25 protein-coding genes are annotated in these 24,700 nt (G+C 71.9%); 10 read left to right on the forward strand and 15 right to left on the reverse strand.

Going from position 1 to position 24,700, the window contains the following annotated elements; genetic code table 11:
• Positions 1–219: 219 nt before the first annotated feature.
• A complete protein-coding gene (argS, locus tag ACGF5U_RS11470; RefSeq protein ID WP_392716200.1) occupies positions 220–1,980 on the forward strand; it encodes an arginine--tRNA ligase in 1,761 nt (586 codons plus the stop codon).
• A 90-nt stretch (positions 1,981–2,070) separates the two neighbouring features.
• Here the strand turns inward: argS and ACGF5U_RS11475 are convergent, their stop codons facing one another.
• Positions 2,071–2,340: a DUF1876 domain-containing protein gene (locus ACGF5U_RS11475; RefSeq protein WP_392716202.1), complete on the reverse strand. Its 270-nt coding sequence runs from the start codon at positions 2,338–2,340 to the stop codon at positions 2,071–2,073.
• A 134-nt stretch (positions 2,341–2,474) separates the two neighbouring features.
• Between ACGF5U_RS11475 and ACGF5U_RS11480 the strand changes: the two genes are divergently transcribed.
• The 6 genes from ACGF5U_RS11480 to ACGF5U_RS11505 all read left to right on the forward strand — a co-directional run bounded on the left by ACGF5U_RS11480 (position 2,475) and on the right by ACGF5U_RS11505 (position 7,277).
• A complete protein-coding gene (locus tag ACGF5U_RS11480; protein ID WP_392716204.1) occupies positions 2,475–3,266 on the forward strand; it encodes an ATP nucleotide 3'-pyrophosphokinase in 792 nt (263 codons plus the stop codon).
• 153 nt (positions 3,267–3,419) lie between these two features.
• Positions 3,420–4,397: a hypothetical protein gene (locus ACGF5U_RS11485; protein WP_392716206.1), complete on the forward strand. Its 978-nt coding sequence runs from the start codon at positions 3,420–3,422 to the stop codon at positions 4,395–4,397.
• Positions 4,398–4,464: 67 nt separating this feature from the next.
• Positions 4,465–5,178, forward strand: a complete 714-nt coding sequence (locus tag ACGF5U_RS11490) for a DUF4253 domain-containing protein (protein WP_392716208.1) — start codon at positions 4,465–4,467, stop codon at positions 5,176–5,178.
• A gap of 121 nt (positions 5,179–5,299) precedes the next feature.
• Positions 5,300–5,944, forward strand: a complete 645-nt coding sequence (locus ACGF5U_RS11495) for a hypothetical protein (protein ID WP_392716210.1) — start codon at positions 5,300–5,302, stop codon at positions 5,942–5,944.
• Between the two features lie 86 nt (positions 5,945–6,030).
• Complete coding sequence (locus ACGF5U_RS11500) at positions 6,031–6,558, forward strand: SigE family RNA polymerase sigma factor (protein ID WP_392716212.1); 528 nt, start codon at positions 6,031–6,033, stop codon at positions 6,556–6,558.
• Entirely contained in the window at positions 6,555–7,277 is a 723-nt protein-coding gene (locus tag ACGF5U_RS11505) for a hypothetical protein (RefSeq protein ID WP_392716214.1), read from the forward strand. Before ACGF5U_RS11500 ends, ACGF5U_RS11505 begins: the two co-directional genes overlap by 4 nt.
• Here the strand turns inward: ACGF5U_RS11505 and hemB are convergent.
• The 6 genes from hemB to ACGF5U_RS11535 form a co-directional block, all read right to left on the reverse strand.
• Positions 7,274–8,272 (reverse strand): porphobilinogen synthase, encoded by a 999-nt coding sequence (gene hemB / locus ACGF5U_RS11510; RefSeq protein ID WP_392716216.1) that lies wholly within the window; start codon positions 8,270–8,272, stop codon positions 7,274–7,276. The genes ACGF5U_RS11505 and hemB overlap by 4 nt on opposite strands.
• A 135-nt stretch (positions 8,273–8,407) precedes the next feature.
• Entirely contained in the window at positions 8,408–10,075 is a 1,668-nt protein-coding gene (locus tag ACGF5U_RS11515) for a uroporphyrinogen-III synthase (RefSeq protein ID WP_392716218.1), read from the reverse strand.
• Positions 10,072–11,031, reverse strand: a complete 960-nt coding sequence (gene hemC, locus ACGF5U_RS11520) for a hydroxymethylbilane synthase (RefSeq protein ID WP_392716220.1) — start codon at positions 11,029–11,031, stop codon at positions 10,072–10,074. The genes ACGF5U_RS11515 and hemC overlap by 4 nt, the downstream gene beginning before the upstream one ends.
• Complete coding sequence (locus tag ACGF5U_RS11525) at positions 11,028–12,383, reverse strand: glutamyl-tRNA reductase (RefSeq protein WP_392716222.1); 1,356 nt, start codon at positions 12,381–12,383, stop codon at positions 11,028–11,030. The genes hemC and ACGF5U_RS11525 overlap by 4 nt, the downstream gene beginning before the upstream one ends.
• Positions 12,380–13,156, reverse strand: a complete 777-nt coding sequence (locus ACGF5U_RS11530; RefSeq protein ID WP_392716224.1) for a redox-sensing transcriptional repressor Rex — start codon at positions 13,154–13,156, stop codon at positions 12,380–12,382. Before ACGF5U_RS11530 ends, ACGF5U_RS11525 begins: the two co-directional genes overlap by 4 nt.
• Before the next feature lie 271 nt (positions 13,157–13,427).
• Positions 13,428–13,700 carry a glutaredoxin family protein gene (locus ACGF5U_RS11535; protein ID WP_392716226.1) on the reverse strand — a complete coding sequence of 91 codons (273 nt, stop codon included), beginning with the start codon at positions 13,698–13,700 and terminating at the stop codon, positions 13,428–13,430.
• Positions 13,701–13,813: 113 nt separating this feature from the next.
• On the opposite strand from ACGF5U_RS11535, the gene ACGF5U_RS11540 reads away from it, so the two are divergent.
• The 3 genes from ACGF5U_RS11540 to ACGF5U_RS11550 all read left to right on the forward strand — a co-directional run bounded on the left by ACGF5U_RS11540 (position 13,814) and on the right by ACGF5U_RS11550 (position 17,361).
• Positions 13,814–14,767 carry an HAD family hydrolase gene (locus tag ACGF5U_RS11540; protein WP_392716228.1) on the forward strand — a complete coding sequence of 318 codons (954 nt, stop codon included), beginning with the start codon at positions 13,814–13,816 and terminating at the stop codon, positions 14,765–14,767.
• Positions 14,768–15,158: 391 nt separating this feature from the next.
• Positions 15,159–15,941: an ECF subfamily RNA polymerase sigma factor, BldN family gene (locus ACGF5U_RS11545; RefSeq protein WP_392716230.1), complete on the forward strand. Its 783-nt coding sequence runs from the start codon at positions 15,159–15,161 to the stop codon at positions 15,939–15,941.
• Positions 15,942–16,170: 229 nt separating this feature from the next.
• Positions 16,171–17,361 carry a DUF5667 domain-containing protein gene (locus ACGF5U_RS11550; protein ID WP_392716232.1) on the forward strand — a complete coding sequence of 397 codons (1,191 nt, stop codon included), beginning with the start codon at positions 16,171–16,173 and terminating at the stop codon, positions 17,359–17,361.
• Positions 17,362–17,634: 273 nt separating this feature from the next.
• Here the strand turns inward: ACGF5U_RS11550 and ACGF5U_RS11555 are convergent, their stop codons facing one another.
• From ACGF5U_RS11555 to ACGF5U_RS11590, 8 genes are all read right to left on the reverse strand, one after another.
• Positions 17,635–18,687 (reverse strand): lysophospholipid acyltransferase family protein, encoded by a 1,053-nt coding sequence (locus tag ACGF5U_RS11555; protein WP_392716234.1) that lies wholly within the window; start codon positions 18,685–18,687, stop codon positions 17,635–17,637.
• 15 nt (positions 18,688–18,702) lie between these two features.
• Positions 18,703–19,776: an NAD-dependent epimerase/dehydratase family protein gene (locus tag ACGF5U_RS11560; protein ID WP_392716236.1), complete on the reverse strand. Its 1,074-nt coding sequence runs from the start codon at positions 19,774–19,776 to the stop codon at positions 18,703–18,705.
• A 197-nt stretch (positions 19,777–19,973) separates the two neighbouring features.
• Positions 19,974–20,072, reverse strand: coding sequence for a 30S ribosomal protein bS22 (locus ACGF5U_RS11565; RefSeq protein ID WP_003948845.1), 99 nt, complete (start codon positions 20,070–20,072; stop codon positions 19,974–19,976).
• A gap of 143 nt (positions 20,073–20,215) precedes the next feature.
• Positions 20,216–20,428, reverse strand: coding sequence for a helix-turn-helix domain-containing protein (locus tag ACGF5U_RS11570; RefSeq protein WP_345690137.1), 213 nt, complete (start codon positions 20,426–20,428; stop codon positions 20,216–20,218).
• A gap of 128 nt (positions 20,429–20,556) precedes the next feature.
• Entirely contained in the window at positions 20,557–21,372 is an 816-nt protein-coding gene (locus tag ACGF5U_RS11575; protein ID WP_392716239.1) for a phosphatase, read from the reverse strand.
• A 157-nt stretch (positions 21,373–21,529) separates the two neighbouring features.
• The gene (locus ACGF5U_RS11580) at positions 21,530–22,708 is read right to left on the reverse strand and encodes an acetoin utilization protein AcuC (RefSeq protein ID WP_392716241.1); all 1,179 of its coding nucleotides are present in this window, start codon (positions 22,706–22,708) and stop codon (positions 21,530–21,532) included.
• Positions 22,677–23,903, reverse strand: a complete 1,227-nt coding sequence (locus ACGF5U_RS11585) for an MFS transporter (protein ID WP_392716243.1) — start codon at positions 23,901–23,903, stop codon at positions 22,677–22,679. The genes ACGF5U_RS11580 and ACGF5U_RS11585 overlap by 32 nt, the downstream gene beginning before the upstream one ends.
• A 43-nt stretch (positions 23,904–23,946) precedes the next feature.
• Positions 23,947–24,591, reverse strand: coding sequence for an HAD family hydrolase (locus ACGF5U_RS11590; protein ID WP_392716245.1), 645 nt, complete (start codon positions 24,589–24,591; stop codon positions 23,947–23,949).
• Between the last annotated feature and the right edge of the window lie 109 nt (positions 24,592–24,700).

The following is a 24,700-nucleotide window of genomic DNA, read 5'->3' on the forward strand; positions in this document are numbered from 1 at the left end:
GATGACGGATCTCGAAAGAGTTGGCGTACGCCATTCTCCCAGACGGAACAACCGCCTCGAAGGTTGTCCACAGGCCGGCGTGGACCTGTGGGGACCACGGCGTCCCGGCCGGGGGTTCGGCCCGGGTTGTCCACAGGCCGGACAAACAGGTTGCTCGGCCGTGGGACACTTGACAAGCGCAATAACACCTCACCGACCTCGACACAGGAACGGAAGCTCATGGCCTCGGTCCCTTCCCTCGCTTCGACCGTGCAGCAGCGCCTCGCGGACGCCCTTTCGGCAGCCCTGCCGGAAGCCGGCGCCGCCGACCCGCTGCTGCGACGAAGCGACCGGGCCGACTTCCAGGCCAACGGCATCCTGGCCCTGGCCAAGAAGCTGAAGGGCAACCCGCGCGAGCTGGCGGGCAAGGTGGTCGACGCGATCGGCGACAGCGACGTCCTGCGGGACATCGAGGTCTCCGGTCCGGGCTTCCTCAACATCACGATCTCCGACAAGGCGATCACCGAGACGCTGGCGGCCCGCGCCGCCGACGAGCGGCTCGGTGTGCCGTTCGCCGAGCAGCCCGGCACCACGGTGATCGACTACGCCCAGCCGAACGTGGCCAAGGAGATGCACGTCGGCCATCTCCGGTCGGCGGTCATCGGTGACGCGATGGTGCAGATCCTGGAGTACGCGGGCGAGAAGGTGGTCCGGCGCCACCACATCGGCGACTGGGGCACCCAGTTCGGCATGCTCATCCAGTACCTGATCGAGCACCCGCACGAGCTGGACCACAAGCCGGGCGAGGAGGTCTCCGGCGAGCAGGCCATGTCCAACCTGAACAGGCTGTACAAGGCGTCGCGGACCCTGTTCGACTCCGACGAGGAGTTCAAGGCGCGCTCGCGCGACCGGGTCGTGTCCCTCCAGTCCGGGGACAAGGAGACCCTGGACCTGTGGCAGCGGTTCGTGGACGAGTCGAAGATCTACTTCTATTCGGTCTTCAACAAGCTGGACATGGACATCCGGGACCCGGACGTGGTCGGCGAGTCCGGCTACAACGACATGCTGGACGAGACGTGCCGCCTCCTTGAGGAGTCCGGTGTCGCCGTCCGCTCCGAGGGCGCGCTCTGCGTGTTCTTCGACGACGTGAAGGGTCCGGACGGCAACCCCGTCCCGCTGATCGTCCGGAAGTCCAACGGCGGGTACGGGTACGCCGCCACGGACCTGTCGGCGATCCGCGACCGGGTCGGCAACCTGGGCGCGAGCACCCTGCTGTACGTGGTGGACGCGCGGCAGTCGCTGCACTTCAAGATGGTCTTCGAGACGGCCCGCCGGGCGGGCTGGCTCAACGAGGACGTCAAGGCGGTGCAGCTCGCGTTCGGCACGGTCCTCGGCAAGGACGGCAAGCCGTTCAAGACCCGTGAGGGCGAGACGGTCCGGCTGGTCGACCTGCTGGACGAGGCCATCGACCGGGCCTCGGCCGTGGTCCGCGAGAAGGCCCAGGACCTGACCGAGGACGAGATCGCCGAGCGCGGCACCCAGGTCGGTATCGGCGCCATCAAGTACGCCGACCTGTCGACCTCGGCGGCCCGGGACTACAAGTTCGACCTGGACCAGATGGTGTCGCTGAACGGCGACACGTCCGTGTACCTCCAGTACGCGTACGCCCGGATCAAGTCCATCCTCCGCAAGGCGGGCGACACCGTGCCGCTGGCCCACCCGGAGCTGGAGCTGGCCCCGGCCGAGCGTGCGCTGGGCCTGCACCTGGACCGGTTCGCGGAGACGCTGGCCGAGGTGGCGGAGACGTACGAGCCGCACAAGCTCGCCGCGTATCTGTACCAGCTGGCGTCGGCCTACACGACGTTCTACTCGGAGTGCCCGGTCCTCAAGGCGGACACCCCCGCCCATGTGGAGAACCGGCTGTTCCTGTGCGAGCTGACCGCCCGCACCCTGCGCCAGGGCATGGCGCTGCTCGGCATCCGTACGCCCGAGCGCCTCTGACCACGCGGTGTGGGGGCGGCGACCGACCGCCGCCCCCATACCGCGTGCCCCGCACCTGCCGTCGGCCGGGGCCTCAGACCGGCCGACGCGTCAGATCAGCGGGTGCGACGGTTTCCCCTTCGCGTCGTCGATCTCGACGTGCGCCTTCTGCAGCAGCTGTGTGGCGATGTCCATCAGCGCGCGTGCGCCGGCGATCTCCTCGCCCACCCGGAGCTGCTCGGCGTCCGACGGGTGGCGCTGTGCGTTGCCGTGACCGCGCACCTCGGTGCCGTCACCGAGCCTGACCAGGGCGGCCGCACGCGTCTTGCTGCCCTCCTCCTGAAACTCCATGTCGACATGCCATCCGACGAGTGTGTGCATGGCGGTTCACCTCCCGTGGCTCCTTCCAGGGTGCTCCGGTCGGGCGCGGTTCGCCCGTTCAGGCGCAACCCCGGGGCCGCTGCCGCTGTTGTCCCTCCGGAGAAGACCACCCCCCGGAGAGGACCCGAGACCGTATGGAGACCCAGCACGCCGTTCCCCGGACGGCCGTCGCGACCGCGCTGACCGCCGCGCTCGCGCTGTCGGGAGCCCTGACCGGCGCCATGACCGCCACGGCGGACGAGCCCGAGCAGGACGGCTGGCACCAGGACGGGCTGCGGCTGAACGCCTCGGACAACGCCAAGGTCGACGCGTTCATCGCCGAGGCACGCAAGGCCGAGCGCACGATCAGCCCGCAGGTCCGGGCGGCTGCCTGGCTGACCGACGCCGAGCTGATCGGATTCGACAACCGCCTGAAGTCTCCGGACTCCCTCAAGCGGAAGGTCGCCACCTCGCTGCGCGAGACGCCGGGGCAGAACGTGGAGGCCGCGATCGCCACGATCAACGACGCCGTCCGCTACACGCTCCAGTGGCCCGACGGCCACTACACGGCAGGCGTCACCGCCGCCTCGTCGCACCTGTCGTCCTGGGGCAACGACAGCATCCGCTGGAAGAACACCTGGGCCGGCGCCCACGGCTACAAGGCGGTCAACTCGGCCTGGCGGTCACCCCGTTCCGGCATGCGGTTCGAGATCCAGTTCCACACCCCGGCGAGCAAGTGGGCCCAGGAGGCGACACACAGGCTGTACGAGGAGCAGCGGCTGCCCACCACGACGCCCGAGCGCGAGAAGGAGCTCCAGGACCAGCAGAACGCCATCTTCGCCTCGGTCCCCGTCCCCGACGGAGCCGACCGGCTGACGGCCCCCTCACCGTCGACGGCGCCCTCCCCCGCCCCCGTCCCGGGCCGGGTTCCCGCCGGTCGCGGGTGACCCTCGGCACACCCACCGCGAGGGCGGCCGCCGTCCACGGAGGCCGCCCTACCATCACGGCATGCGCTACGCACACGGACCGACCGCGACCGGTGAGACCCTGATCGAGGCCCCGCCGACGGGTGTCGAGGCGCCGGCCGAGGAGGTCCCGGCGTGAGATCCGGCGGCGGACGCGGCGGCGGCACCCCGGACCGGGACCTGGACTCGGAGATCACCGCGTTCGGCGAGGCGCTGGCCGAGCATCCCTTCACGCCCCACCGGCCCGGCGCCACGGCGGAGGCCGTCGCCGACTACGAACAGGCCCTCGACGCGTACGAGGCGGCCTCCCGGGCCCTGCGGCGCCCCGACGGCGCCCAGGACGCCCTGCGACGCCTGGACGACGGCAGGCACGCCCTGGACCGCCTGGAAGCCCGTCTCGCCGGGCGGCCGCTGCCCGAGCGCCTCCCCCTCTGCTTCTTCGACCCCCGCCACGGCCCTTCCGTCACGGAGGTCGAGTGGACGCCGGACGGCGGCGTGGGGCGGACCGTCCCGGTCTGCGGCGCGGACGCGGTACGCATCACCGAAGGCGCCCGCCCCGTCGCGAGCGGCTGGGGCCCGCCGGGAGCGGCGGCGAAGAACCCGCCGCCGCACAAGCGGATGCCGGGCGAGTTCCCGCTCTACGCGATGGGCGCCGGTCTCGTCCTGTACGCCGTGGTCCTCGGCGCGCTGGGCGAAGCCGTCTGGGCGTTGCTGAGCGTCACCGCGGGCGGGACCATCGCGGGACTGGCGTTCGTGTCCGGGTGGGGCACGTACACGGCGGTGACCACGCTCTGGAGAATGGCGCGCCGGGGCCGCACCACACGGGCGCCCCTGCTGCGCCACGTGGGCCGCGAACACGTCTACGGCGTCACCGATGTGTCGGGGCGTCAGCACGAGTACACGCGCACCGTGGACAACCAGTTCGCGGAGCCCCTCCCGTTCCGGACGGTCTGGTACGTGCCGAAGCGGAACGGTGACCCGTCCCTGCACGGCCCCTGGACCCCGCTGGGGCTCGCCGTGGGCGCACTGGTGGGCCTGCCGGTCTTCCTGGGCAGCACGGCGGCCACGCTGTACCTCGTACCGGGCCGGCTGATCATCGCCCTCATGGGCTGATGTGCCCTCATGGGCCGGGGCGCCGCGGGCCCGGCCGATTGTCAGTGGCGGCACCTAGGGTCGTCGTATGGTCATCAACCCGAACGCGCTGGGCCTGGACCTGCCGCCCGGCACCGTACGCGTACAGCCGTCCTTCTGGCGCGCGGACGAGCCCGCGACGTCCGACACCTGGGGGCGTCTCCTGCCGGCGCGGGAGGCGGCCGGGTTCCAGCCGGTGCTGCTGACGGATACCCAGTACCTCCATCCGGGCCGGGTGGCCGATCCGGACGACCTCGATCCCGTGGCGACGCTGACCGAGCTGTGGGACCTGGTCCGGGAGGAGGACGAGGAGGCGGCCGACGAGCCGTGGCCCGGCCTCGCGCCGCCCGGCCGGGGGGACGAGGACCCCGATGTCGTGGCCGCCCGCGTGGCGGGCGAACTGGCGGCGAACGACGAGTGGTTGAAGGGCGCCCGGGGCGCGCTCGTACCGGCCCGCCGAGGTGCGGACGTCCTCGCCGCGCTCGGCTGGGGAGGCTCGTCCCACCACACGGACGCGGTCCGGTTGTCGGCGGTACTCCGCTCGTGGGAGGACAGGTTCGGCATACGGGTCGTGGGGCTGGGCGAGGACCTCCTCTACCTCGCGGTCGCGGCGCCGCCGCGCACCGTGGGGGACGCGCTCGCCGTGGCGGCCGAGCATGAGGCGTTCTGCCCGGACGCCGTGTGGCAGGACTACGACTCGCGCCGTGCGTACGCCGTCGAGGAGGTGCTCGACCGCGACCACTGGGTCTTCTGGTGGGACTGACGCGTAGGGAATCAACCCGCCCGACGTGTCATCCGGGTCGTGTGCGGGCGGAGTTGAGAGGGGTGGAGAGTCGCCGCTCCGACCTGTTCCGCCCCTGCTGATCGCAAGGAGTCCCGCATCCATGACCCGGATGAAGAAGTACGCGGTGGCCGTGTCCGTGGCGGCCGCGCTGGTGGGCGTGCCGACCGTGGCGTACGCCGTCGCCTCACCGAGCACGCCGAGCACACCAAGCACACCAAGCACGCCGAGCACACCGACCACGCCGACCGCCACTGCCGTCGTCACCGCGACGGCGAGGACGGCGGCCGCCGAGCCGAAGGCCGAGGCGCGGAAGGAGGCACCGACCTCCCAGGTGCGGGTGGTGGCGCCCGGCGAGCGGGTGCGCGCGGCGCCCGGGGTGAAGCTGTGGCTGACCGAGGAGGGCAAGTACTGGTCGACGCCGGACGGCACGGTCAACTTCCGCAGCGTCGTGGACGGGAACGTGGACACGACCCGGCCCGGTGTGAGCCACCAGTCGGAGCCCGTGGCCAAGGGGGTCTTCCACTCGGGCCTGTACTACGGCTCGAAGGACGCGGCCCGCGTCACGCTCACCGACAAGGCGGGCAAGGTCACCGACGCGGCGCTCATCAGGCTGGCGGGAGAGCCCGGCTGGGGCTCCTGGTACGTGACGACCCCGGCCGCCGGTGACATGACGGGCAGCCGGTCCGTCACCCTCTACGACAGCGCGGGCAGGGTCCTCGCCGAACTGCCCGGCTTCGACTTCTGATCCCGACGGCAGGGCCCGGCACGGGGCGGGCCCTGCCGTCGTCCCACCCCGGCCCCTCCCCCGGCCCGATCGCGAGGACCGTCACCGTGCCGCACGAGAACACCTCGGACTTCGCCGAGTTCGCCACGGCGGCCTGGCCCCGTCTGGTGCGTACGGCACAGCTCCTGACCGGGGACTTCCACGAGGCGGAGGATCTCGTCCAGACCACGCTGGCCAAGGTCTACGGGCGCTGGCGGTGGATCCCCCGCGACGAGGTCGACCCGTACGTGCGGCGCGCGCTGGTCAACAACAACCTCAGCCGCGTGCGCCGTCGCCGTGTCGTCCATCTGCTGACGCCGTTCCTGCCCGAGACGGCACACCGCACGCACGCCGGGCACGCCGAGACGGTCGAGCAGCGGGCGGCGCTGCTGGAGGCGCTGGCGGACCTGTCCGCCCGTCAGCGCGCGGTGATGGTGCTGCGGTACTGGGAGGACCTGAACGAGCAGGACATCGCCGACGTACTGAACTGCTCCGTCGGCACCGTCAAGACGCACGCCAGGCGTGGCCTGGAGGCGCTGCGCGCCCACCCCGCGTTCGCCGGCCACCCCCACGCCCCCTCCGGAGCGAAGCCATGACCCCCGAACCCGAGCACGAACCCGAACCCGAAGCGGCCGAGGCCCGGCGGCTGCGTACCGTCTTCGCCGACACGGCCCTCGACATCACGCCCGGACCCGTTCCGCTCGCGGCCGTCGAGCGCGCCGGGCGGGCACGCCGTCGGCGCCGCAGGACGGGGCTGACGGCGTGCTGCGCCGTGCTGGTGACGTCCCTGACCTTCACCGCCCACCACGTCCTGACGCCCGCGCGGGGCCCTTCCGCGGTGACTCCGGCCTCCCCGACCGCCAGCGCCCCGCCCTCGCCCAGGCCGTCGAAACCCCCCGTCCCCGCGCCGCCCAGGATCGTCTCGCCGGGCGAGCGGGTGGACGCGGCGCCCGGTGTGCGGGTGTGGCTGACCGAGGCGGGCAAGCACTGGTCGGGGCCCGACGGCGGGGAGAACTTCCGCAGCGCCGTCGACGGCAACCTGGACACGGCCAGGCCCGGCGCCAGCCACCAGTCGGAGGGCGACGGCGAGAACGCGGCGTTCCACTCCGGGGTCTACTACGGCACCGGCGGCCGCCCCGTCCGCGTCGTCCTCACCGACAGCGGCGGCACGGCGACCACCGCGTCCCTCATCGAACTGCCCGGCGAGCCCGGCTGGGGCGTCTGGTACGCCACCACCGGGCCCGGCGAGCACACCGTCACGCTCTACGACGCCGCGGGCGCGGTCCTCTTCGAACTGCCGGGCCCGGACTCCTAGGCCCGGCCGAGCCGCCGCGCGACCTCGGTCGCCCAATAGGTGAGGATCATCTGCGCGCCCGCCCGCCTGATACCGGTCAGGGACTCCAGGATCGCCTTGTCGCGGTCGATCCAGCCCCGCTCGGCGGCGGCCTCGATCATCGCGTACTCGCCGCTGATCTGGTACGCGGCGACCGGCACGTCCACGGCGTCGGCGACCTTGGCGAGGATGTCCAGGTACGGGCCGGCCGGCTTCACCATGACGATGTCGGCGCCCTCGTCCAGGTCCAGGGCCAGTTCGCGCATCGACTCGCGCACGTTGGCCGGGTCCTGCTGGTACGTCTTGCGGTCACCGCTCAGCGACGAGCCGACGGCCTCGCGGAACGGGCCGTAGAACGCGGACGCGTACTTGGCGGTGTACGCCAGGATCGACACGTCCTCCTTGCCGATGGTGTCGAGCGCGTCGCGGACGACACCGACCTGACCGTCCATCATGCCGCTGGGGCCCACGACATGGACACCGGCGTCGGCCTGGACCTGGGCCATCTCGGCGTACCGCTCCAGGGTCGCGTCGTTGTCGACGCGGCCGTCGGCGTCGAGGACGCCGCAGTGGCCGTGGTCGGTGTACTCGTCCAGGCACAGGTCCGACATGATCACCAGGTCGTCGCCCACCTCGGCGCGCACGTCCCGGATGGCGACCTGGAGGATGCCGTCCGGGTCGGTGCCCGCCGTACCGGCCGCGTCCTTCTTCGCGTCCTCCGGCACACCGAACAGCATGATCCCCGAGACGCCCGCCTCGACGGCCTCCACGGCGGCCTTCCGGAGCGTGTCGCGGGTGTGCTGGACGACCCCCGGCATCGCCGAGATCGGCACGGGCGCGGACACGCCCTCGCGTACGAACGCCGGAAGGATCAGGTCCGCCGGGTGCAGCCGCGTCTCCGCGACCATCCGCCGCATGGTGGGGGTGGTACGCAGCCGACGCGGCCGCGCACCGGGGAAGGATCCGTACACAGTCATGCGCTCCACGCTACGCCGCACCCCTCGGTGCACGTACCGACACCCCGTCGGACGCCGTCGAGGCCGCGCCCACCCGATGCTCGTTCCGCTGGGCGGAACGGGTGGACACGGCCTCGAAGCCGGCGAAGCGAACCGTTACGTCGTCGAGCGGCGCCGCCGCGCGCCCGGCCGCCGCTCGCTCGGCCGCGTGACCGGATCCCCGGCCTCCAGCGCGGCCGCCCGGCGCCGGGCACCGAACTCGGCGAGCGCCTCGGCCAGCTTCGTCACGGACGGCTCCGGCGACAGGACGTCGACGCGCAGGCCGTGCTCCTCCGCCGTCTTGGCCGTCGCGGGGCCGATGCAGGCGATGACCGTCACGTTGTGCGGCTTGCCGGCGATACCGACGAGGTTCCGCACGGTGGACGACGAGGTGAACAGCACCGCGTCGAAGCCGCCGCCCTTGATCGCCTCGCGGGTCTCGGCCGGCGGGGGCGAGGCGCGCACGGTCCGGTAGGCGGTGACGTCGTCCACCTCCCAGCCGAGCTCGATCAGCCCGGCCACCAGGGTCTCGGTGGCGATGTCGGCACGCGGCAGGAAGACGCGGTCGATCGGGTCGAAGACCGGGTCGTACGGCGGCCAGTCCTCCAGCAGCCCGGCCGCGGACTGCTCGCCGCTCGGCACGAGGTCGGGCTTGACGCCGAACTCGACCAGCGCGGCGGCGGTCTGCTCGCCGACCGCCGCGACCTTGATCCCGGCGAAGGCGCGGGCGTCGAGCCCGTACTCCTCGAACTTCTCCCGCACGGCCTTGACCGCGTTCACCGAGGTGAAGGCGATCCACTCGTACCGGCCGGTGACCAGGCCCTTGACCGCCCGCTCCATCTGCTGCGGGGTGCGCGGCGGCTCGACCGCGATGGTCGGGACCTCGCTGGGCACGGCGCCGTACGACCGGAGCTGGTCGGAGAGCGACGCCGCCTGCTCCTTGGTGCGCGGGACGAGGACCTTCCAGCCGAACAGCGGCTTCGACTCGAACCACGCGAGCTGGTCGCGCTGGGCGGCGGAGCTGCGCTCACCGACCACGGCTATGACGGGCTGGTGGCCCTCGGGCGACGGGAGGACCTTCGCCTGCTTCAGCGTCTGCGCGATGGTGCCGAGCGTGGCCGTCCAGGTGCGCTGCCGGGTGGTCGTCCCGGCGATGGTGACGGTGAGCGGGGTGTCCGGCTTGCGGCCGGCCGTGACCAGCTCGCCCGCGGCGGCGGCCACGGAGTCGAGCGTCGTGGAGACGACGACCGTCCCGTCGGAAGCGCCGACCTCGGTCCAGCAGCGGTCGCCCGCCGTCCGGGCGTCGAGGAACCGCACGTCGGCGCCCTGCGCGTCACGCAGCGGCACACCGGCGTACGCGGGCACGCCGACGGCGGCGGCGACACCGGGGACGACCTCGAACGGGATGCCCTCGGCGGCGCAGGCGAGCATCTCGGCGCCCGCGTTGCCGTCGAGCCCGGGGTCTCCGGAGACGGCACGGACGACCCGCTTGCCGCCGCGCGCGGCCTCCATGACAAGATTGGTCGCGTCCCTCAACACGGGGACCCCGGCGGGCATTGACGCATCGTCAACGACCGTCAGCTCGGGCGTGCTCACCCCCGCCCGCGCATGGCCGCGTACGACATCGAGCACATCAGGCTCGGCGATCAGTACGTCCGCGCCCGCCAGCGCCTCGACGGCGCGCAGAGTCAGCAGCCCCGGATCGCCGGGGCCGGCGCCGAGGAAGGTGACGTGTCCTGACGCGGAGAACGCCGAGGCAGCCTTGGATGCAGTGGTGGGGCTCAAAGTGCTCGCTCCCCCATAAGACCGGCCGCACCCTTGGCGAGCATCTCGGACGCGAGTTCGCGGCCGAGTGCCACCGCGTCGTCGTGCGACGTCGGTACGGGACCGGTGGTGGACAACTGCACCAGCGTGGAGCCGTCGGTCGTGCCGACGACGCCGCGCAGGCGCATCTCATGAACAACCTGCCCATCGGCCTGGAGGTCGGCCAGCGCACCCACGGGTGCGGAGCAGCCGGCCTCCAGGGCGGCGAGCAGGGACCGCTCCGCGGTGACGGCGGCCCGCGTGTACGGGTCGTCGAGCTCCGCGAGCGCGGTGGCGAGGCCGGCGTCAGCCGCCGTGCACTCGACAGCCAGGGCCCCCTGGCCGGGGGCGGGCAGGACGGTGTCGACCGACAGGAAGTCGGTGACCTCCTCGATCCGGCCGATACGGTTCAGCCCGGCGGCGGCCAGAACGACAGCGTCCAGCTCACCGGTGCGCACGTAGCCGACGCGGGTGTCGATGTTGCCGCGGATCGGCACGGTCTCGATGCTCAGGCCGTGGCTGCGCGCGTACGCGTTGAGCTGGGCCATGCGGCGCGGCGAGCCGGTACCGACGCGGGCGCCGGACGGCAGCCGGTCGAACGTCAGCCCGTCGCGGGCGACGAGCACGTCACGCGGGTCCTCGCGGGTCGGGATCGCGGCGATGACGAGGTCGTCGGGCTGCGCGGTCGGCAGGTCCTTCAGCGAGTGCACGGCGAAGTCGACCTCACCGGCGAGCAGCGCGTCACGCAGCGCCGTGACGAAGACACCCGTGCCGCCGATCTGCGCGAGGTGCTCGCGGGAGGTGTCGCCGTACGTGGTGATCTCCACCAGCTCCACGGGGCGCCCGGTCAGCTGCCGCACCGCCTCCGCGACGTGCCCGGACTGGGCCATGGCGAGCTTGCTGCGCCTGGTCCCGAGCCTCAATGCCCTGTCGGTCATACTCGCCCTCGGTTCTTGACGTCGGCGTCATTCATGTCGGCCCGGGACACGGAGGCGACGGCCTCCGGGTCGAGGTCGAAGAGTGTGCGCAGCGCGTCCGCGTACCCGGCGCCGCCGGGCTCGCCGGCGAGCTCCTTGACCCGCACGGTCGGCGCGTGCAGAAGCTTGTCCACGACGCGGCGGACGGTCTGGGTGATCTCGGCGCGCTGCTTGTCGTCCAGGCCGGGCAGCCGGCCCTCGAGCCGGGCGATCTCACCGGCGACGACGTCGGCGGCCATGGTGCGCAGGGCGACGACGGTCGGCGTGATGTGCGCGGCGCGCTGGGCCGCGCCGAACGCGGCGACCTCGTCGGCGACGATGCCGCGGACCTGGTCCACGTCGGCGGCCATGGGGGCGTCGGCGGACGCCTCGGCGAGCGACTCGATGTCGACCAGCCGGACGTCGACCATGCGGTGCACGGCGGCGTCGATGTCGCGCGGCATGGCCAGGTCGAGCAGCGCCAGCGGCCTGTCACGGCCGACGGTCGCGGCCTCGACGGCCTCGCCGGTCAGGACGAGCCCGGTGGCGCCGGTGCAGGAGACGACCACGTCCGCGCGGGCCACCTCGGCGCCGACGGCGGGCATGTCGACGGCGCGGGCGGCCACGCCCGTACCGCCGGGCTCCGTGAGGATCTGGACGAGGCGCTGGGCGCGCTCGGCGGTCCGGTTCGCGATGACGATCTCGTCCACGCCCACGCGCGCGAGGGTCGCGGCGGCGAGCGACGACATGGACCCGGCACCGATGACGAGGGCCCGCTTGCCCTTGGCCCAGGCGGAGACGTCCCGCCCGGCGGCGAGCTGTTCCAGACCGAAGGTGACGAGGGACTGACCGGCGCGGTCGATCCCGGTCTCGCTGTGTGCCCGCTTGCCGACCCGCAGCGCCTGCTGGAACAGGTCGTTCAGCAGCCGTCCCGCGGTGTGCAGCTCCTGGCCGCGCGCGAGGGCGTCCTTGATCTGGCCGAGGATCTGGCCCTCGCCGACGACCATCGAGTCCAGCCCGCACGCCACCGAGAAGAGGTGGTGGACGGCCCGGTCCTCGTAGTGGACGTAGAGGTAGGGGGTGAGCTCCTCCAGCCCGACGCCGCTGTGCTGGGCGAGCAGGGTGGAGAGTTCGGCGACGCCCGCGTGGAACTTGTCCACGTCGGCGTAGAGCTCGATGCGGTTGCAGGTGGCCAGGACGGCGGCCTCGACGGCCGGTTCGGCGGCGAGGGTGTCCTGGAGGAGCTTCGTCCGGGTGTCGGAGTCGAGCGAGGCCCGCTCCAGCACGCTGACGGGCGCGCTGCGGTGGCTGAGACCGACGACGAGGAGGCTCATGCCGGCATCACGGCGGGTACGTCCCCGTCGGGTCCCTTCCGGCCGGGGGCCTGGGTCGCGGCGTCCGGGCGCACGGCGGCGGGCGGTACGACGGGCTCGGCGCCCGCCTCCTCGCCGGCCTTGCGCTGCTCGTGGAAGGCGAGGATCTGCAGCTCGATGGAGAGGTCGACCTTGCGGACGTCGACGCCGTCCGGCACGGACAGCACGGTCGGCGCGAAGTTCAGGATGGAGCTCACTCCGGCGGCCACGAGCCGGTCGCAGACCTGCTGGGCGGCGCCGGCCGGGGTGGCGATGACGCCGATGGAGACGCCGTTCTCATCGATGATCTTCTCGAGGTCGTCGATGTGCTGGACGGCGATGCCCGCGACCGGCTTGCCGACCATCGCGGGGTCGGCGTCGATCAGCGCGGCGACCCGGAAGCCGCGGGAGGCGAAGCCGCCGTAGTTGGCGAGGGCGGCGCCGAGGTTGCCGATACCGACCATGACGATCGGCCAGTCCTGGGTCAGCCCCAGCTCACGGGAGATCTGGTAGACGAGGTACTCGACGTCGTAGCCGACGCCGCGCGTCCCGTACGAGCCGAGGTAGCTGAAGTCCTTGCGGAGCTTCGCGGAGTTCACCCCGGCGGCGGACGCGAGTTCCTCGGACGACACCGTGGGTACCGAGCGTTCGGACAGCGCGGTGAGCGCCCGCAGATACAGCGGAAGCCTGGCGACGGTGGCCTCGGGGATGCCTCGGCTACGGGTCGCCGGTCGTTGAGTTCGGCCAGTTGCCACGGTGCTCCTGCGGGATGAGCGGGGCTGCAGGCGGCCTGTCCCAAGACCGCCCCGTCGACAGCAGGCTATGTCTTTGTGAACGCGTGCACAAAGATGGTGTCCGATTTGTCCGAGCAAAGTGACCGGGGTCACGCGAGCCGATCGCGCCATCCCGGAACCAAAGGGCCGCTCATGGCGTTGGAGCTTCGAAGGGGGCAAAGCCGTACACACTCCTCACGACCACACCCCCGAAACAGACCAAAACGCTCACGATGGTAACCGCCTTTCCCGGTCAGCCCCCGAGCGCGCGACGCAGCCGCGCCGGGTCCACCTTCCAGAACGTGTGCTGCTCCCCGTCCACCAGCACGACCGGGATCTGCTCCCAGTAGGCGCGGTGCAGTTCCTCGTCCCGCGTGATGTCCCTCTCCTCCCATACGGCGCCCGTCTCGGCGCAGACCGAGGCGATCACCTCGCGCGCCTCGTCGCAGAGGTGGCACCCGGGCTTCCCGATGAGCGTCACGGTCCGTTCCACGGGCTTCCGCTTGTCCTTCGCACGTCCGAACATGCGCCCATTGTCGACCCCCGCGGCCCGTCGCTTAACAGGGCGGTCGCGGAGAGTTCACGCCATGGCATCCCCACGAGTCGGGCGGGACCGAACAGACTGGCTATGCTCGCGTCATGGCCGCACTGGGATGGCTCACCCCCCGTAGGCGCTCCGCCACCGCGCGCAGCGTGCTGGCAGGCGAGGCCGCGGCGGAGGCAGCGCGCAAGACCTCGCAGCAGCTGGAGATCCTCGCGGAAGCGGAAGCCGCCGCACCCGGCGCGCCGGCCCGCCCCGAGGCGGAGTTCCCGGTCCCGGGAGACGTGCACGCCGCCGCGTTCTTCGACCTCGACAACACCGTGATGCAGGGCGCCGCCCTCTTCCACTTCGGCCGGGGCCTGTACAAGCGGAAGTTCTTCCAGCGCCGCGAGCTGGCCCGGTTCACCTGGCAGCAGACCTGGTTCCGGCTCGCCGGGGTCGAGGACCCCGAGCACATGCAGGACGCCCGCGACAGCGCCCTGTCGATCGTGCAGGGCCACCGCGTCTCCGAACTGATGACCATCGGCGAGGAGATCTACGACGAGTACATGGCCGACCGGATCTGGCCGGGCACCCGCGCCCTCGCCCAGGCCCACCTGGACGCCGGGCAGAAGGTCTGGCTCGTCACCGCCGCCCCCGTCGAGACGGCCACGATCATCGCCCGCCGCCTCGGCCTGACCGGCGCGCTCGGCACGGTCGCCGAGTCCGTCGACGGCGTCTACACCGGCAAGCTGGTCGGCGAGCCGCTGCACGGCCCGGCGAAGGCCGAGGCGGTACGGGCGCTGGCCGCCGCCGAAGGGCTGGACCTGGCGCGCTGCGCGGCGTACAGCGACTCGCACAACGACATCCCGATGCTCTCGCTGGTCGGCCACCCGTACGCGATCAACCCGGACGCCAAACTGCGCCGGTACGCCCGGGAGCGGGAGTGGCGGCTGCGCGACTACCGCACGGGCCGCAAGGCCGCCAAGGTCGGCATCCCGGCCGCCGCGGGCGTCGGCGCGCTGGCGGGCGGCACGGCGGCGGCGGTCGCGCTGCACCGCCGCCGCCGCTGAGCCCCGGCCAGACCGCGACCTCCGCGCCGGCCGACCGCGACCTCCGCACCGGCCTCCGCACCGGCCTCCACGACGGCGGCGCCCGGCGGCCAATCACAGGTCTTACCCGCCGCCGGCCTCCGCCAGTCCCACGCTCCCCACTCGGGCACAAGGGATCGCCCGGACAAACAGAACCCGAAGTGATCCGATCAATAAGCGGTCACGAAGTGCGATGGAATCAGCCGCGCAGACGTAACAGAAGCGACTGAATCGATGATTTGAGCAACTCGGTGTAGCGCTCCCTGCACGAAGCGTTATTCTCCTCAGACGCATACGGAACCCCCCACACGTCGTCACGACGAGTGAACGGTCCCGCACTGCACGTGATGGAAGCTCTGCCTCTGGGAGTCCCGTGTACCCACACGTCGGGGTTGACGCCTCGGGCCTGGCTACGCTCCGCGCAACGGTCCTCGACCACTTGCGCGGCTTCGTCCCCACCGCGTACGCCGTCCCCGCTTTTGCCGCACCGGCACCCGCCGGTCCCTGCTATGCCCTGGCCGACGGCGGAGCCGCTGCCGTCGGAAGACGGGCCGGCCGGGGCGGCGCGGGCACCTCGACCACCGCTCGACGGCCCACGGCCGACAGCGATAGCGCCCGCATGATGGAGCTGGTCGAGCGCGCCCAGGCCGGTGAGGCCGAGGCCTTCGGCCGGCTGTACGACCAGTACAGCGACACCGTGTACCGCTATATCTACTACCGCGTCGGCGGGAAGGCGACGGCGGAGGACCTCACCAGCGAGACCTTCCTGCGCGCCCTGCGCCGGATCTCCACCTTCACCTGGCAGGGGCGCGATTTCGGCGCCTGGCTGGTCACGATCGCCCGGAACCTGGTCGCCGACCACTTCAAATCGAGCCGATTCCGGCTGGAAGTGACCACCGGCGAAATGCTCGACGCCAACGAGGTCGAGCGCAGCCCGGAGGACTCCGTCCTGGAGTCCCTGTCCAACGCCGCCCTCCTGGAGGCGGTGCGGAAGCTGAACCCACAGCAGCAGGAGTGCGTCACGCTGCGCTTCCTCCAGGGGCTGTCCGTCGCGGAGACCGCCCGCGTCATGGGCAAGAACGAAGGGGCGATCAAAACCCTTCAGTACCGGGCCGTACGCACCCTCGCCCGGCTCCTCCCCGACGATGCCCGCTGACCGCCGGGCCGCCCCCTCAACTCACCTTCGGTGACACCTCCATGACGCACTGGTCCGATCATCTTTCGTGCGTAACCCAAGTGCCGCGACACTCGTTGTGCGGGATGCAGGCTCCCTGTGGTCACGCCATGTCCACTGCCACTCACTCGTTCGTGTGGATGTGCTCAAGGTGTGCAACCTTCCGGACCCCCAGGGGAGTCGACCGTCATGACGAGAGGAGGTGCCGCCAGTGATCGCGAACGTATCGGCACACCGGCGGGCGAACGCCTTCGCCCAGGCCCTGGAAGATCAGGCGGCCGCCGCACAGCCCGAGACGTCGGTCGAACCGACCGAGCAGGGGCGGCTGTTGGCCCTGGCGAGCGGTCTCGGCGAGCTGCCGAAACCGAAGTTGGACCCCGAGGTGAAGGTGGTGCAGCGAGCACAGCTCGTCGCCGCCATGGAAGCGATGCTCCTGGAGGGCACAGCCGCGGAGGGGGGTGCGTCCACGGGCCCTACGGTGCCGGAGCAGCGGACGTCGACCGGGCGGGGACAACACCGCGCGGCCGCGCTCCGGAAATTGCGGCCACGGTCCCGCTGGTCGAAAGGGCTCGCCGCCGGCGGGCTCACGGTCGGTGTGGCGGCGGGCGCGTTCAGCGGAGTGGCCGCTGCCAGTTCCGACGCCCTCCCCGGTGACTCCCTCTACGGGCTGAAACGGGGCATGGAGGATCTCAAGCTCGGTATGGCGGACGATGACGCCGACCGCGGCGAGATCTACCTGGACCAGGCGTCCACCCGGCTCAGCGAGGCCCGCCGCCTGCTGGAACGCGGCCGGTCCGGGGCCCTGGACCACGAATCGCTCAGCGAGATCCGGCGCGTGCTCAACGGCATGCAGCACGACGCCGCCGAAGGCCACCGGCTGCTCCGCCTCGCCTACCAGCGGGACGGATCGATCGGTCCGATGGCCACGCTCGACTCGTTCTCCCGCAACCATCGCGGCACCTGGCACGGCCTGCGCGACAAGCTACCGCCCCAACTGACCGACGTCCGGGACCAGGTGACCGAGGTCTTCGACGCCATAGAGGAAGAGGTCAGCCCGCTCCAGTCGCAGTTGCCCAACACCCCGGGCAAGGGCGGCGCCGGTTCCTCCCGGCCGAGCGGCAGCGACGACTCCACCGGCTCAGGACCGTCCCAGCAGGCCCCGTCCGGCCCCGCATCCCGGCCGCCCGGCAGCACGGGCGATCCCAGCCCCTCCGGGTCCGGTACGGCCACGGACGACGGCCTCCTCGGCGGCAACACAGGCGGCCTCCTCCCGCCCGGCCCGTCCACGGCATCCCCCAGCGCGGGCGGCGACGCCCCCGCCCCCGCGCCCGACGTCACCCTCCCGCCGCTGCTCCCGGGCATCCTCCCGGGCCTCGGCATCGACGAGAAGGACGCGCAGTAGCACCAGTCCCACCGGCGGGCGCCGTGCCTCCCGCACCGAGCGGAAGGGGTACGGCGCCCACCGCGTCGTACCCGCGCGCGAGCAGCACGCAGCCGCACGAAACCACGCGTCGTACGCGCGCGAGGCAGGACGCAGCCGTACAGAACCCCACCGCGTCCTGGGGTCCCAGAAGAACACCGACCGCCGCTGCACCAGCAGCTTGACCGCTCCCTCTGCCCCCCTCGCACCGCTCCGCGGGCGTCGGTCGGCCGCGCCGGACTCCGTCCGCCGGTGTCAGAAGAACACCGACCGCCGCTGCACCAGCAGCTTGTACAGCGTGTGCTGGATCTGCTCGCGGACCTGGTCCGTCAGGTTGAACATCAGCATCGGATCGTCCGCCGCCTCCGGCGAGTACCCGGCCGTCGGGATCGGCTCACCGAACTGGATCGTCCACTTCGTCGGCAGCGGCACGGCACCCAGCGGGCCCAGCCAGGGGAACGTCGGCGTCAGCGGGAAGTACGGGAACCCGAGCAGCCGCGCCAGCGTCTTGGCGTTGCCGAGCATCGGGTAGATCTCCTCCGCGCCCACGATCGAGCACGGCACGATCGGTACGCCCGCGCGCAGGGCCGTCGACACGAACCCGCCCCGGCCGAACCGCTGCAGCTTGTAACGCTCGCTGAACGGCTTCCCGATGCCCTTGAAGCCCTCGGGCATCACCCCCACGACCTCACCGCGCTGGAGCAGCCGCTCCGCGTCCTCCGCGCACGCCAGGGTGTGCCCGGCCTTGCGGGCCAGCTCGTTGACGACGGGCAGCATGAACACCAGGTCCGCCGCGAGCAGCCGCAGGTGCCGGCCGGCCGGGTGGTTGTCGTGCACGGCGACCTGCATCATGAGCCCGTCGAGCGGCAGCGTGCCGGAGTGGTTCGCCACGACCAGCGCCCCGCCGTCGGACGGGATGTTCTCGATGCCCTTCACCTCGACCCGGAAGTACTTCTCGTACAGGGGTCGCAGCAGGGACATCAGGACCTGGTCGGTGAGCTCCTCGTCGTAGCCGAACTCGTCGACCTCGTAATCCCCGGTGATCCGGCGTCGCAGGAAGGCCAACCCGCCGGCGAGCCGCCGCTCCCAGCCGCCGCCGTCCGCCGGGGCGCCCGGCGCCGCGTCCAGCCCCGTGGGGTCGGCCCCGGGGGGCTCGGGCCGTGGGGCGTCCGGTTCCGGGGCGTGCCGGCCGGACAGCGGGGTCACCCGCCGGGCTCCGTCGCCCGCGCCGGACCGCCACCGGCCGGAGCGCTGCGCACCGCCGCGCGGCCGGTCGTCGTCGAACGGAATGACCTTGGCGTCCGCCATCGTTGCCCGCGCTCCTTATCCGGCGCTGTTACCGGTGCTGTTCCGGGCGCCCTGTCCGGCGCTGTGCGTCATTCTCGCGGCCACCCGGTCGACCGCGGCGGCCAGGACACGGGGCGGCAGGAGCCCGGTGCCCCGGCTGCGCGCGAAGTCCGCGAACGCCTCCGCCGTCGTGTACCGGGGGGTGAACCCCAGCACCTCCCGCGTCTGCGCCGTGCTGACCACCCGGCCGTGGGTCAGCAGCCGGATCTGCTCGGGCGAGAAGTCGCTGACCCCGACCGTACGCAGCGCCGTACCGACCCAGGTGACGGCCGGGAGCAGCACCGGGACCGTCGGTCTGCCCAGTCGCCTGGAGCACTGCGACAGCGTCAGCACCCCGTCACCGGCCACGTTGAACGTGCCGCTGTTCAGCGGGGCGTGCCGGGGCTCGTGCGACGCGATCCGCAGCACCTCGATCACATCGTCATCATGGACGAACTGCAGCCGGGGGTCGTAGCCGAAGACCGTCGGCAGTACCGGCAGCGAGAAGTACTCGGCGAGCGGCGACTCCACGTCGGGGCCGAGGATGTTCGCGAAGCGGAGCACGCACACGGCCACGTCGGGGCGGCGCCGGGCGAAGCCGCGCACGTACCCCTCGACCTCCACGATGTCCTTGGCGAATCCTCCGCTCGGCAGGGACTTCGGTGGCGTCGTCTCGGTGAACACGGCCGGGTCGCGGGGAGCCGAGCCGTACACGCTCGTGCTCGACTTCACGACCAGACGGCTGATGGTCGGGCTCTTCTGGCACGCGCCCAGCAACTGCATCGTGCCGATGACGTTGGTCTCCTTGACCGCCGTACGGCCGCCGGCGCCGAGCGGGCTCCCGGTGACGTCCAGATGGACGACGGTGTCGACGCCGTGCTCGGCGAGGACACGCCCGATCGCGGGCTGCCGGATGTCCGCGCGGACGAAGTCCGCCGCGCCGAGCTGGTGCTCGGGGGTGACGGCGTCCACGGCGATGACGCGGTCCACTTCGGGGTCACGCTGGATACGCCGTACGAAACGGCCTCCGAGCTTCCGGGCCACCCCGGTGACGAGCACGACCTTCCCCAAGTTCCGCGCCTTCCGTTCGGTCCTCGCCTGGCCGCCACCGTAGCGGGTCGGTGTTGCCGTGTGATGACCACGTCCGGCAGACGGCGCAAAAAGAAGACCGGACGACCGCGGGAAAGGCGACCGCGGGAACGAACAAGCGTGGCCCTCCCACCGTCGTCCGGTGGGAGGGCCACGCCTGGCACACCTACAGCCGTCGCCTACTTCTTGTTGCGACGCTGAACGCGAGTGCGCTTGAGCAGCTTGCGGTGCTTCTTCTTGGCCATCCGCTTACGCCGCTTCTTGATAACAGAGCCCACGACTACCCTCGCTCACTTCTCGGAACATCCCCGCATGAGCGGGGATCTCGGTGCGGGGCGTCTGGGCCCACACGACCTACGTCGGCCTAGCCTACCCGCCCGTGAGTGAGGGGCGTAATCCGAGGGTCGCGAACGACTCCGGACTACGCGGTCTCCACCCCCACGAAGGACTCGCGGAGATATTCGTGAACCGCTCGCTCGGGTACCCGGAAGGACCTCCCCACCCGGATCGCAGGCAAATGACCGCTGTGCACCAATCGGTACACGGTCATCTTCGACACGCGCATCACCGAGGCAACTTCCGCCACGGTCAGGAACTTGACCTCGTTGAGAGGCGTCTCGCCAGCAGCAACCATGACCCACCTGTACCTTCCGCACATGACGCCCACCGGCTTCCCCTCCGGTGACTCTTCGTCGCTGTGCGCTCACTCCCCAGACTAGGGGCGGGTGATACGAGTGGGGAAGAGGAGCTGCCATCCGCCGCCTACTGTGACAGACACGCCCGATTGAGTACATAGCGAGTAAGCGGCCGGTAGTAATCGGACCGCACGGCGTCATCGAGGGGCACGGCGACGGACACGCGCCCCTCCGCCTCACCGACGAACAGCGCCGGATCGTCCGTATCAGCGAGACCGATGGCGTCAAGACCGAGCTGACCTGCCCCGCAGACCCATCCGTGGTCCCCGACGACAAGCTCCGGCAGCGGCCATTCGCCCTCCGCGACGGCCTCCAGAACGGCTCTGACCGGCAAGGGCGAGTGCGTGTGTGCGCCCGGCTCACAACCGGCGCCTTCGCTGCCGGGCTCCCGCACCAGTGCGACTCCCCGTACGTAGTCGAGGGTGTGCGTACGTACGCCGAACCGGGTCGTTATGTCGATACATCGCCCCTGCGCGGGAGTGAGGACGAGACAGCCGACCGCCGACATCGCGTCTGCCAACTCGGCGTAGAAGCCCAGCAACCGGTGCGGATGACCGGTGCCGAACAGCACGGGAGCCCGCCGCGCGGCCGCCGCGCCCAGCCGCTCGGCGAACGCGTCCAGCCCGCCGAGCGTCCGCTCCGGATCGATCACGTCGGGCCCCGACCGGTGCGCCGGGTCGCCGGAGACCCCGCACTTGTCGGCCATGAGCCTCAGCAGGTCACGCTCCCCCCAGCTCCACTCGGGGTCGAGGCCGAGGGTGACCCGTGGATCGCCCGCCGCGAACAGCCGGTAGCTGCGCAGGCTCTCCTCCCGCGAGGTCGCCACGGGCCCGGCCAGCCTGGCCGCCAGCAGATGCGCGCGCAGCGCCCCGGTACTCAGCACTCTGTCGATGCTGCCGCACACCCCCGGCACGGGCGCCGAAACCACGCGGCGACCCCACAGTTGGCGTAATACGAGCGAAGAGGACCGGCCAGATGGCCCCGCGAAACGTCCGGAAGGAGACCGCCCGCCGGGCTGACGGGCCGACGGCCACCCCGGCCTACGGCAGCAGTCCCCGCAGCGGGAAGACCGCCTTGCGGGTCGCCAGCACGGCCTGGTCGAGCCGGTCCGCCGGGTCGTACCCGTCCTCCCAGGGCCGCCACGTCACGGGCCACCGCCCGTCCGTCATCCGGCCCGGCGCCAGTTGCCGGGTCCGCGCGTACACCTCGTCCCGCCACGACGACGGGATCACCGTGTCGGGCGCCACCTCGGCTCCGGCCGCGATGGCCACCAGATGCGTCCACGACCTCGGTACGACGTCCACGACCGCGTATCCGCCGCCGCCGAGCGCCACCCACCGGCCACCGTCGGCGTACTCGTGCGCCAGCCCGTGACAGGCGAGCTGCACCGCCCGCTGGGCGTCGAGCGACACCGCGAGGTGCGCGAGCGGGTCCTCGAAGTGCGTGTCGGCGCCGTGCTGCGTCACCAGCACCTGCGGCCGGAACTCCGCCAGCAGCTCGGGCACCACGGCGTGGAACGCCCGCAGCCAGCCTGCGTCGCCGAGGCCCGCGGGCAGCGCCACGTTCACCGCACCGCCCTCGGCGGGTCCGGACGCGCCGGTCTCCTCCGGCCATCCGGTTCCGGGGAACAGGGTCCGCGGGTGCTCGTGCAGGGAGATGGTCAGCACCCGGGGGTCGTCCCAGAACGCGGCCTGGACGCCGTCCCCGTGGTGGACGTCCACGTCCAGGTAGGCGACGCGTTCGGCACCGAGCTCCAGCAGCCGGGCGATGGCGAGCGAGGCGTCGTTGTAGACGCAGAACCCGGCAGCCGCCCCGGGCATCGCGTGGTGCAGCCCTCCGGCGAAGTTCACCGCGTGCACGGCCTCGCCCCGCCACACGGCCTCGGCGGCGCCCACCGACTGCCCGGCGATCAACGCGGACGCCTCGTGCATCCCGGGGAACGCCGGATCGTCCAGCGTGCCGAGCCCGTACGCCTGGTCGGCGGCCGCCGGGTCGGCGGACGCGGCCCGTACCGCGGCCACGTAGTCCCCGCGGTGCACCAGCCGGAGCGTCGAGTCCCCGGCCGGCTTGGCGGCCACGACGTCGATGGCGCGGTCCAGCCCGAAGGCCCGCACCAACCCCATGGTCAGCGCGAGCCGTACCGGGTCCATCGGATGGCTCGGCCCGAAGTCGTACCGGGTTACTGCGTCATCCCACATCAACAGTGCGCGGCCGCTCATGCCCGCCACCGTATCGGTCCCGTTCAAAGCCGAACGACCGGGCGTACGCCAACGTCACCAGCACCAACACCATCGGCACGAGCATCGCGCCCCGGTAGCTCCAGGCGTCGCCGAGCGCGCCCACCAACGGCGACCCGATCAGGAACCCGACGTAGTTGAAGACGTTCAGCCGCGCCACGGCCGCGTCGCTCGCCCCGGGCGCCAGCCGGCCCGCCGCCGCGAACGTCGTCGGCACGAGCACGCTCAGCCCCAGCCCGAGCAGCGTGAACCCGGCCATCCCCGCCACGGGTCCTGGCGCCCCGGCCACCACCGCGAACCCGGCCGCCGCCAGCACCGCCCCGCCCCGCACCACCGTCGCTGCCCCGAACCGCCGTACCCCGGCGTCCCCCACGGACCGCCCCAGCAGGGTCATGACCATGTAGGCGTTGTACGGCACGGTCGCCAGCGCCTCCGACCCGCCCAGCACGTCCTGCAGGTACTTGGCGCTCCAGTTCGACACGGTCGAGTCACCGATGTACGCGAACGTCATCACCAGGCACAGCGGCAACAGCGCCGAGAACGCCACCCCGCCCCGCGCACCGGCCCCGCCGCCGCTCGCCCCGCCGCTCCCCTCGTCCCCCTCGTGCCTCTCCCCGTCGACGTACCAACGGCTCCCCACGAGGGCCGCCGGCATCAGCACCAGCACGACCGGCAGGTACGACAGCCACAGCGGCACACCCGCGTGCGCCGCGAGCCCGGCGAGCGACGCCCCCGCGATCCCACCGAGGCTGTACGCCGCGTGGAACCCGAGCATGATGCTCCGCCCGTACGCCCGCTGGAGGCTGACGCCCAGCATGTTCATCGACGCGTCGAGCGCCCCGACCGCCAGCCCGAACACACCGAGAGCGACGGCCACCTCGGCCATCCGGTGGCCGGCTCCGACGGCGGCGAGGGCCAGCAGCACCACGGGCTGCGCCCACCGCAGGACGACACTGGCCGGGACCCGCGCCACGAGCCGTCCGGTGGCGACGCTCCCCACGCCCGCAAGGACCGGTACGGCCGCCAGGAACACGGGCAGCAGGGCGTCGGATATCCCGTACCGGGCCTGTACGGCCGGGATGCGGGTCACCAGCAGCGCGAACGCCACGCCCTGGACGAAGAAGGACCCTGTCAGCGCCACCCGCCCGCGCCGCGACCGAGCAGCAGCATCCGTCATGGCGGCACAGCGTAGGCCCCGGCTGTACCGCTGGGTAGGTGGATCACAGCACCAATGCGGGGAGTCCGCCCATGTCGTCGAACAGGCCGTGGGCGCCGGACAGCCGCTCGGCCGGGGTCATGGCCGTGAACCCGTACACGTCCATCCCTGCCGCGAGGGCCGCCTGTACGCCCAGGGGGCTGTCCTCGATCACGACGCACCGCTCGGGCGGCACGCCCATGCTCGCGGCGGCGTGCAGGAACAGGTCGGGCGCGGGCTTCCCCCGGCCGACGTCCTGCGAGCTGAAGACGGTGCCCTGCTGGAACCAGAGGTCGAGCCCCGTCTTCCGGTGGCCGACCCGGATCCGCTCATGGCTCCCGGACGACGCCACGCAGTACGGCACTCCGTCCGCGACGAGTTTGCCGAGGACCTCGGTAACCCCGGCGACGGCGGTCAGTTCACGCTCGAACGCGGCGAAGACCCTCGCGTGGAACTGGGCGTCGAAGTCCTCGGGCAGCCGCATCCCGCTGCGTTCGAACACCGTGTCGTGCACCCGGTGCATCGCACCGCCCATGTAGTCCCGCAGGGACTCCTCGTAGGTCGTGGGGTGCCCGACCTCGGTCAGATAGCCGGCCAGGATGGCGTTCGAGATGGGCTCGCTGTCCACGAGCACACCGTCGTTGTCGAAGATGACCAGTTCATAGCGCATATGGTCCACCCTAGAACGCAAAAATGCCTCAACCCCCGGTCCTAAGACCAGGGGTTGAGGCTAAAAATTGTTCGGCGGTGTCCTACTCTCCCACAGGGTCCCCCCTGCA

Source organism: Streptomyces sp. NPDC047886, from assembly GCF_043204435.1.
GTDB lineage: Bacteria > Actinomycetota > Actinomycetes > Streptomycetales > Streptomycetaceae > Streptomyces.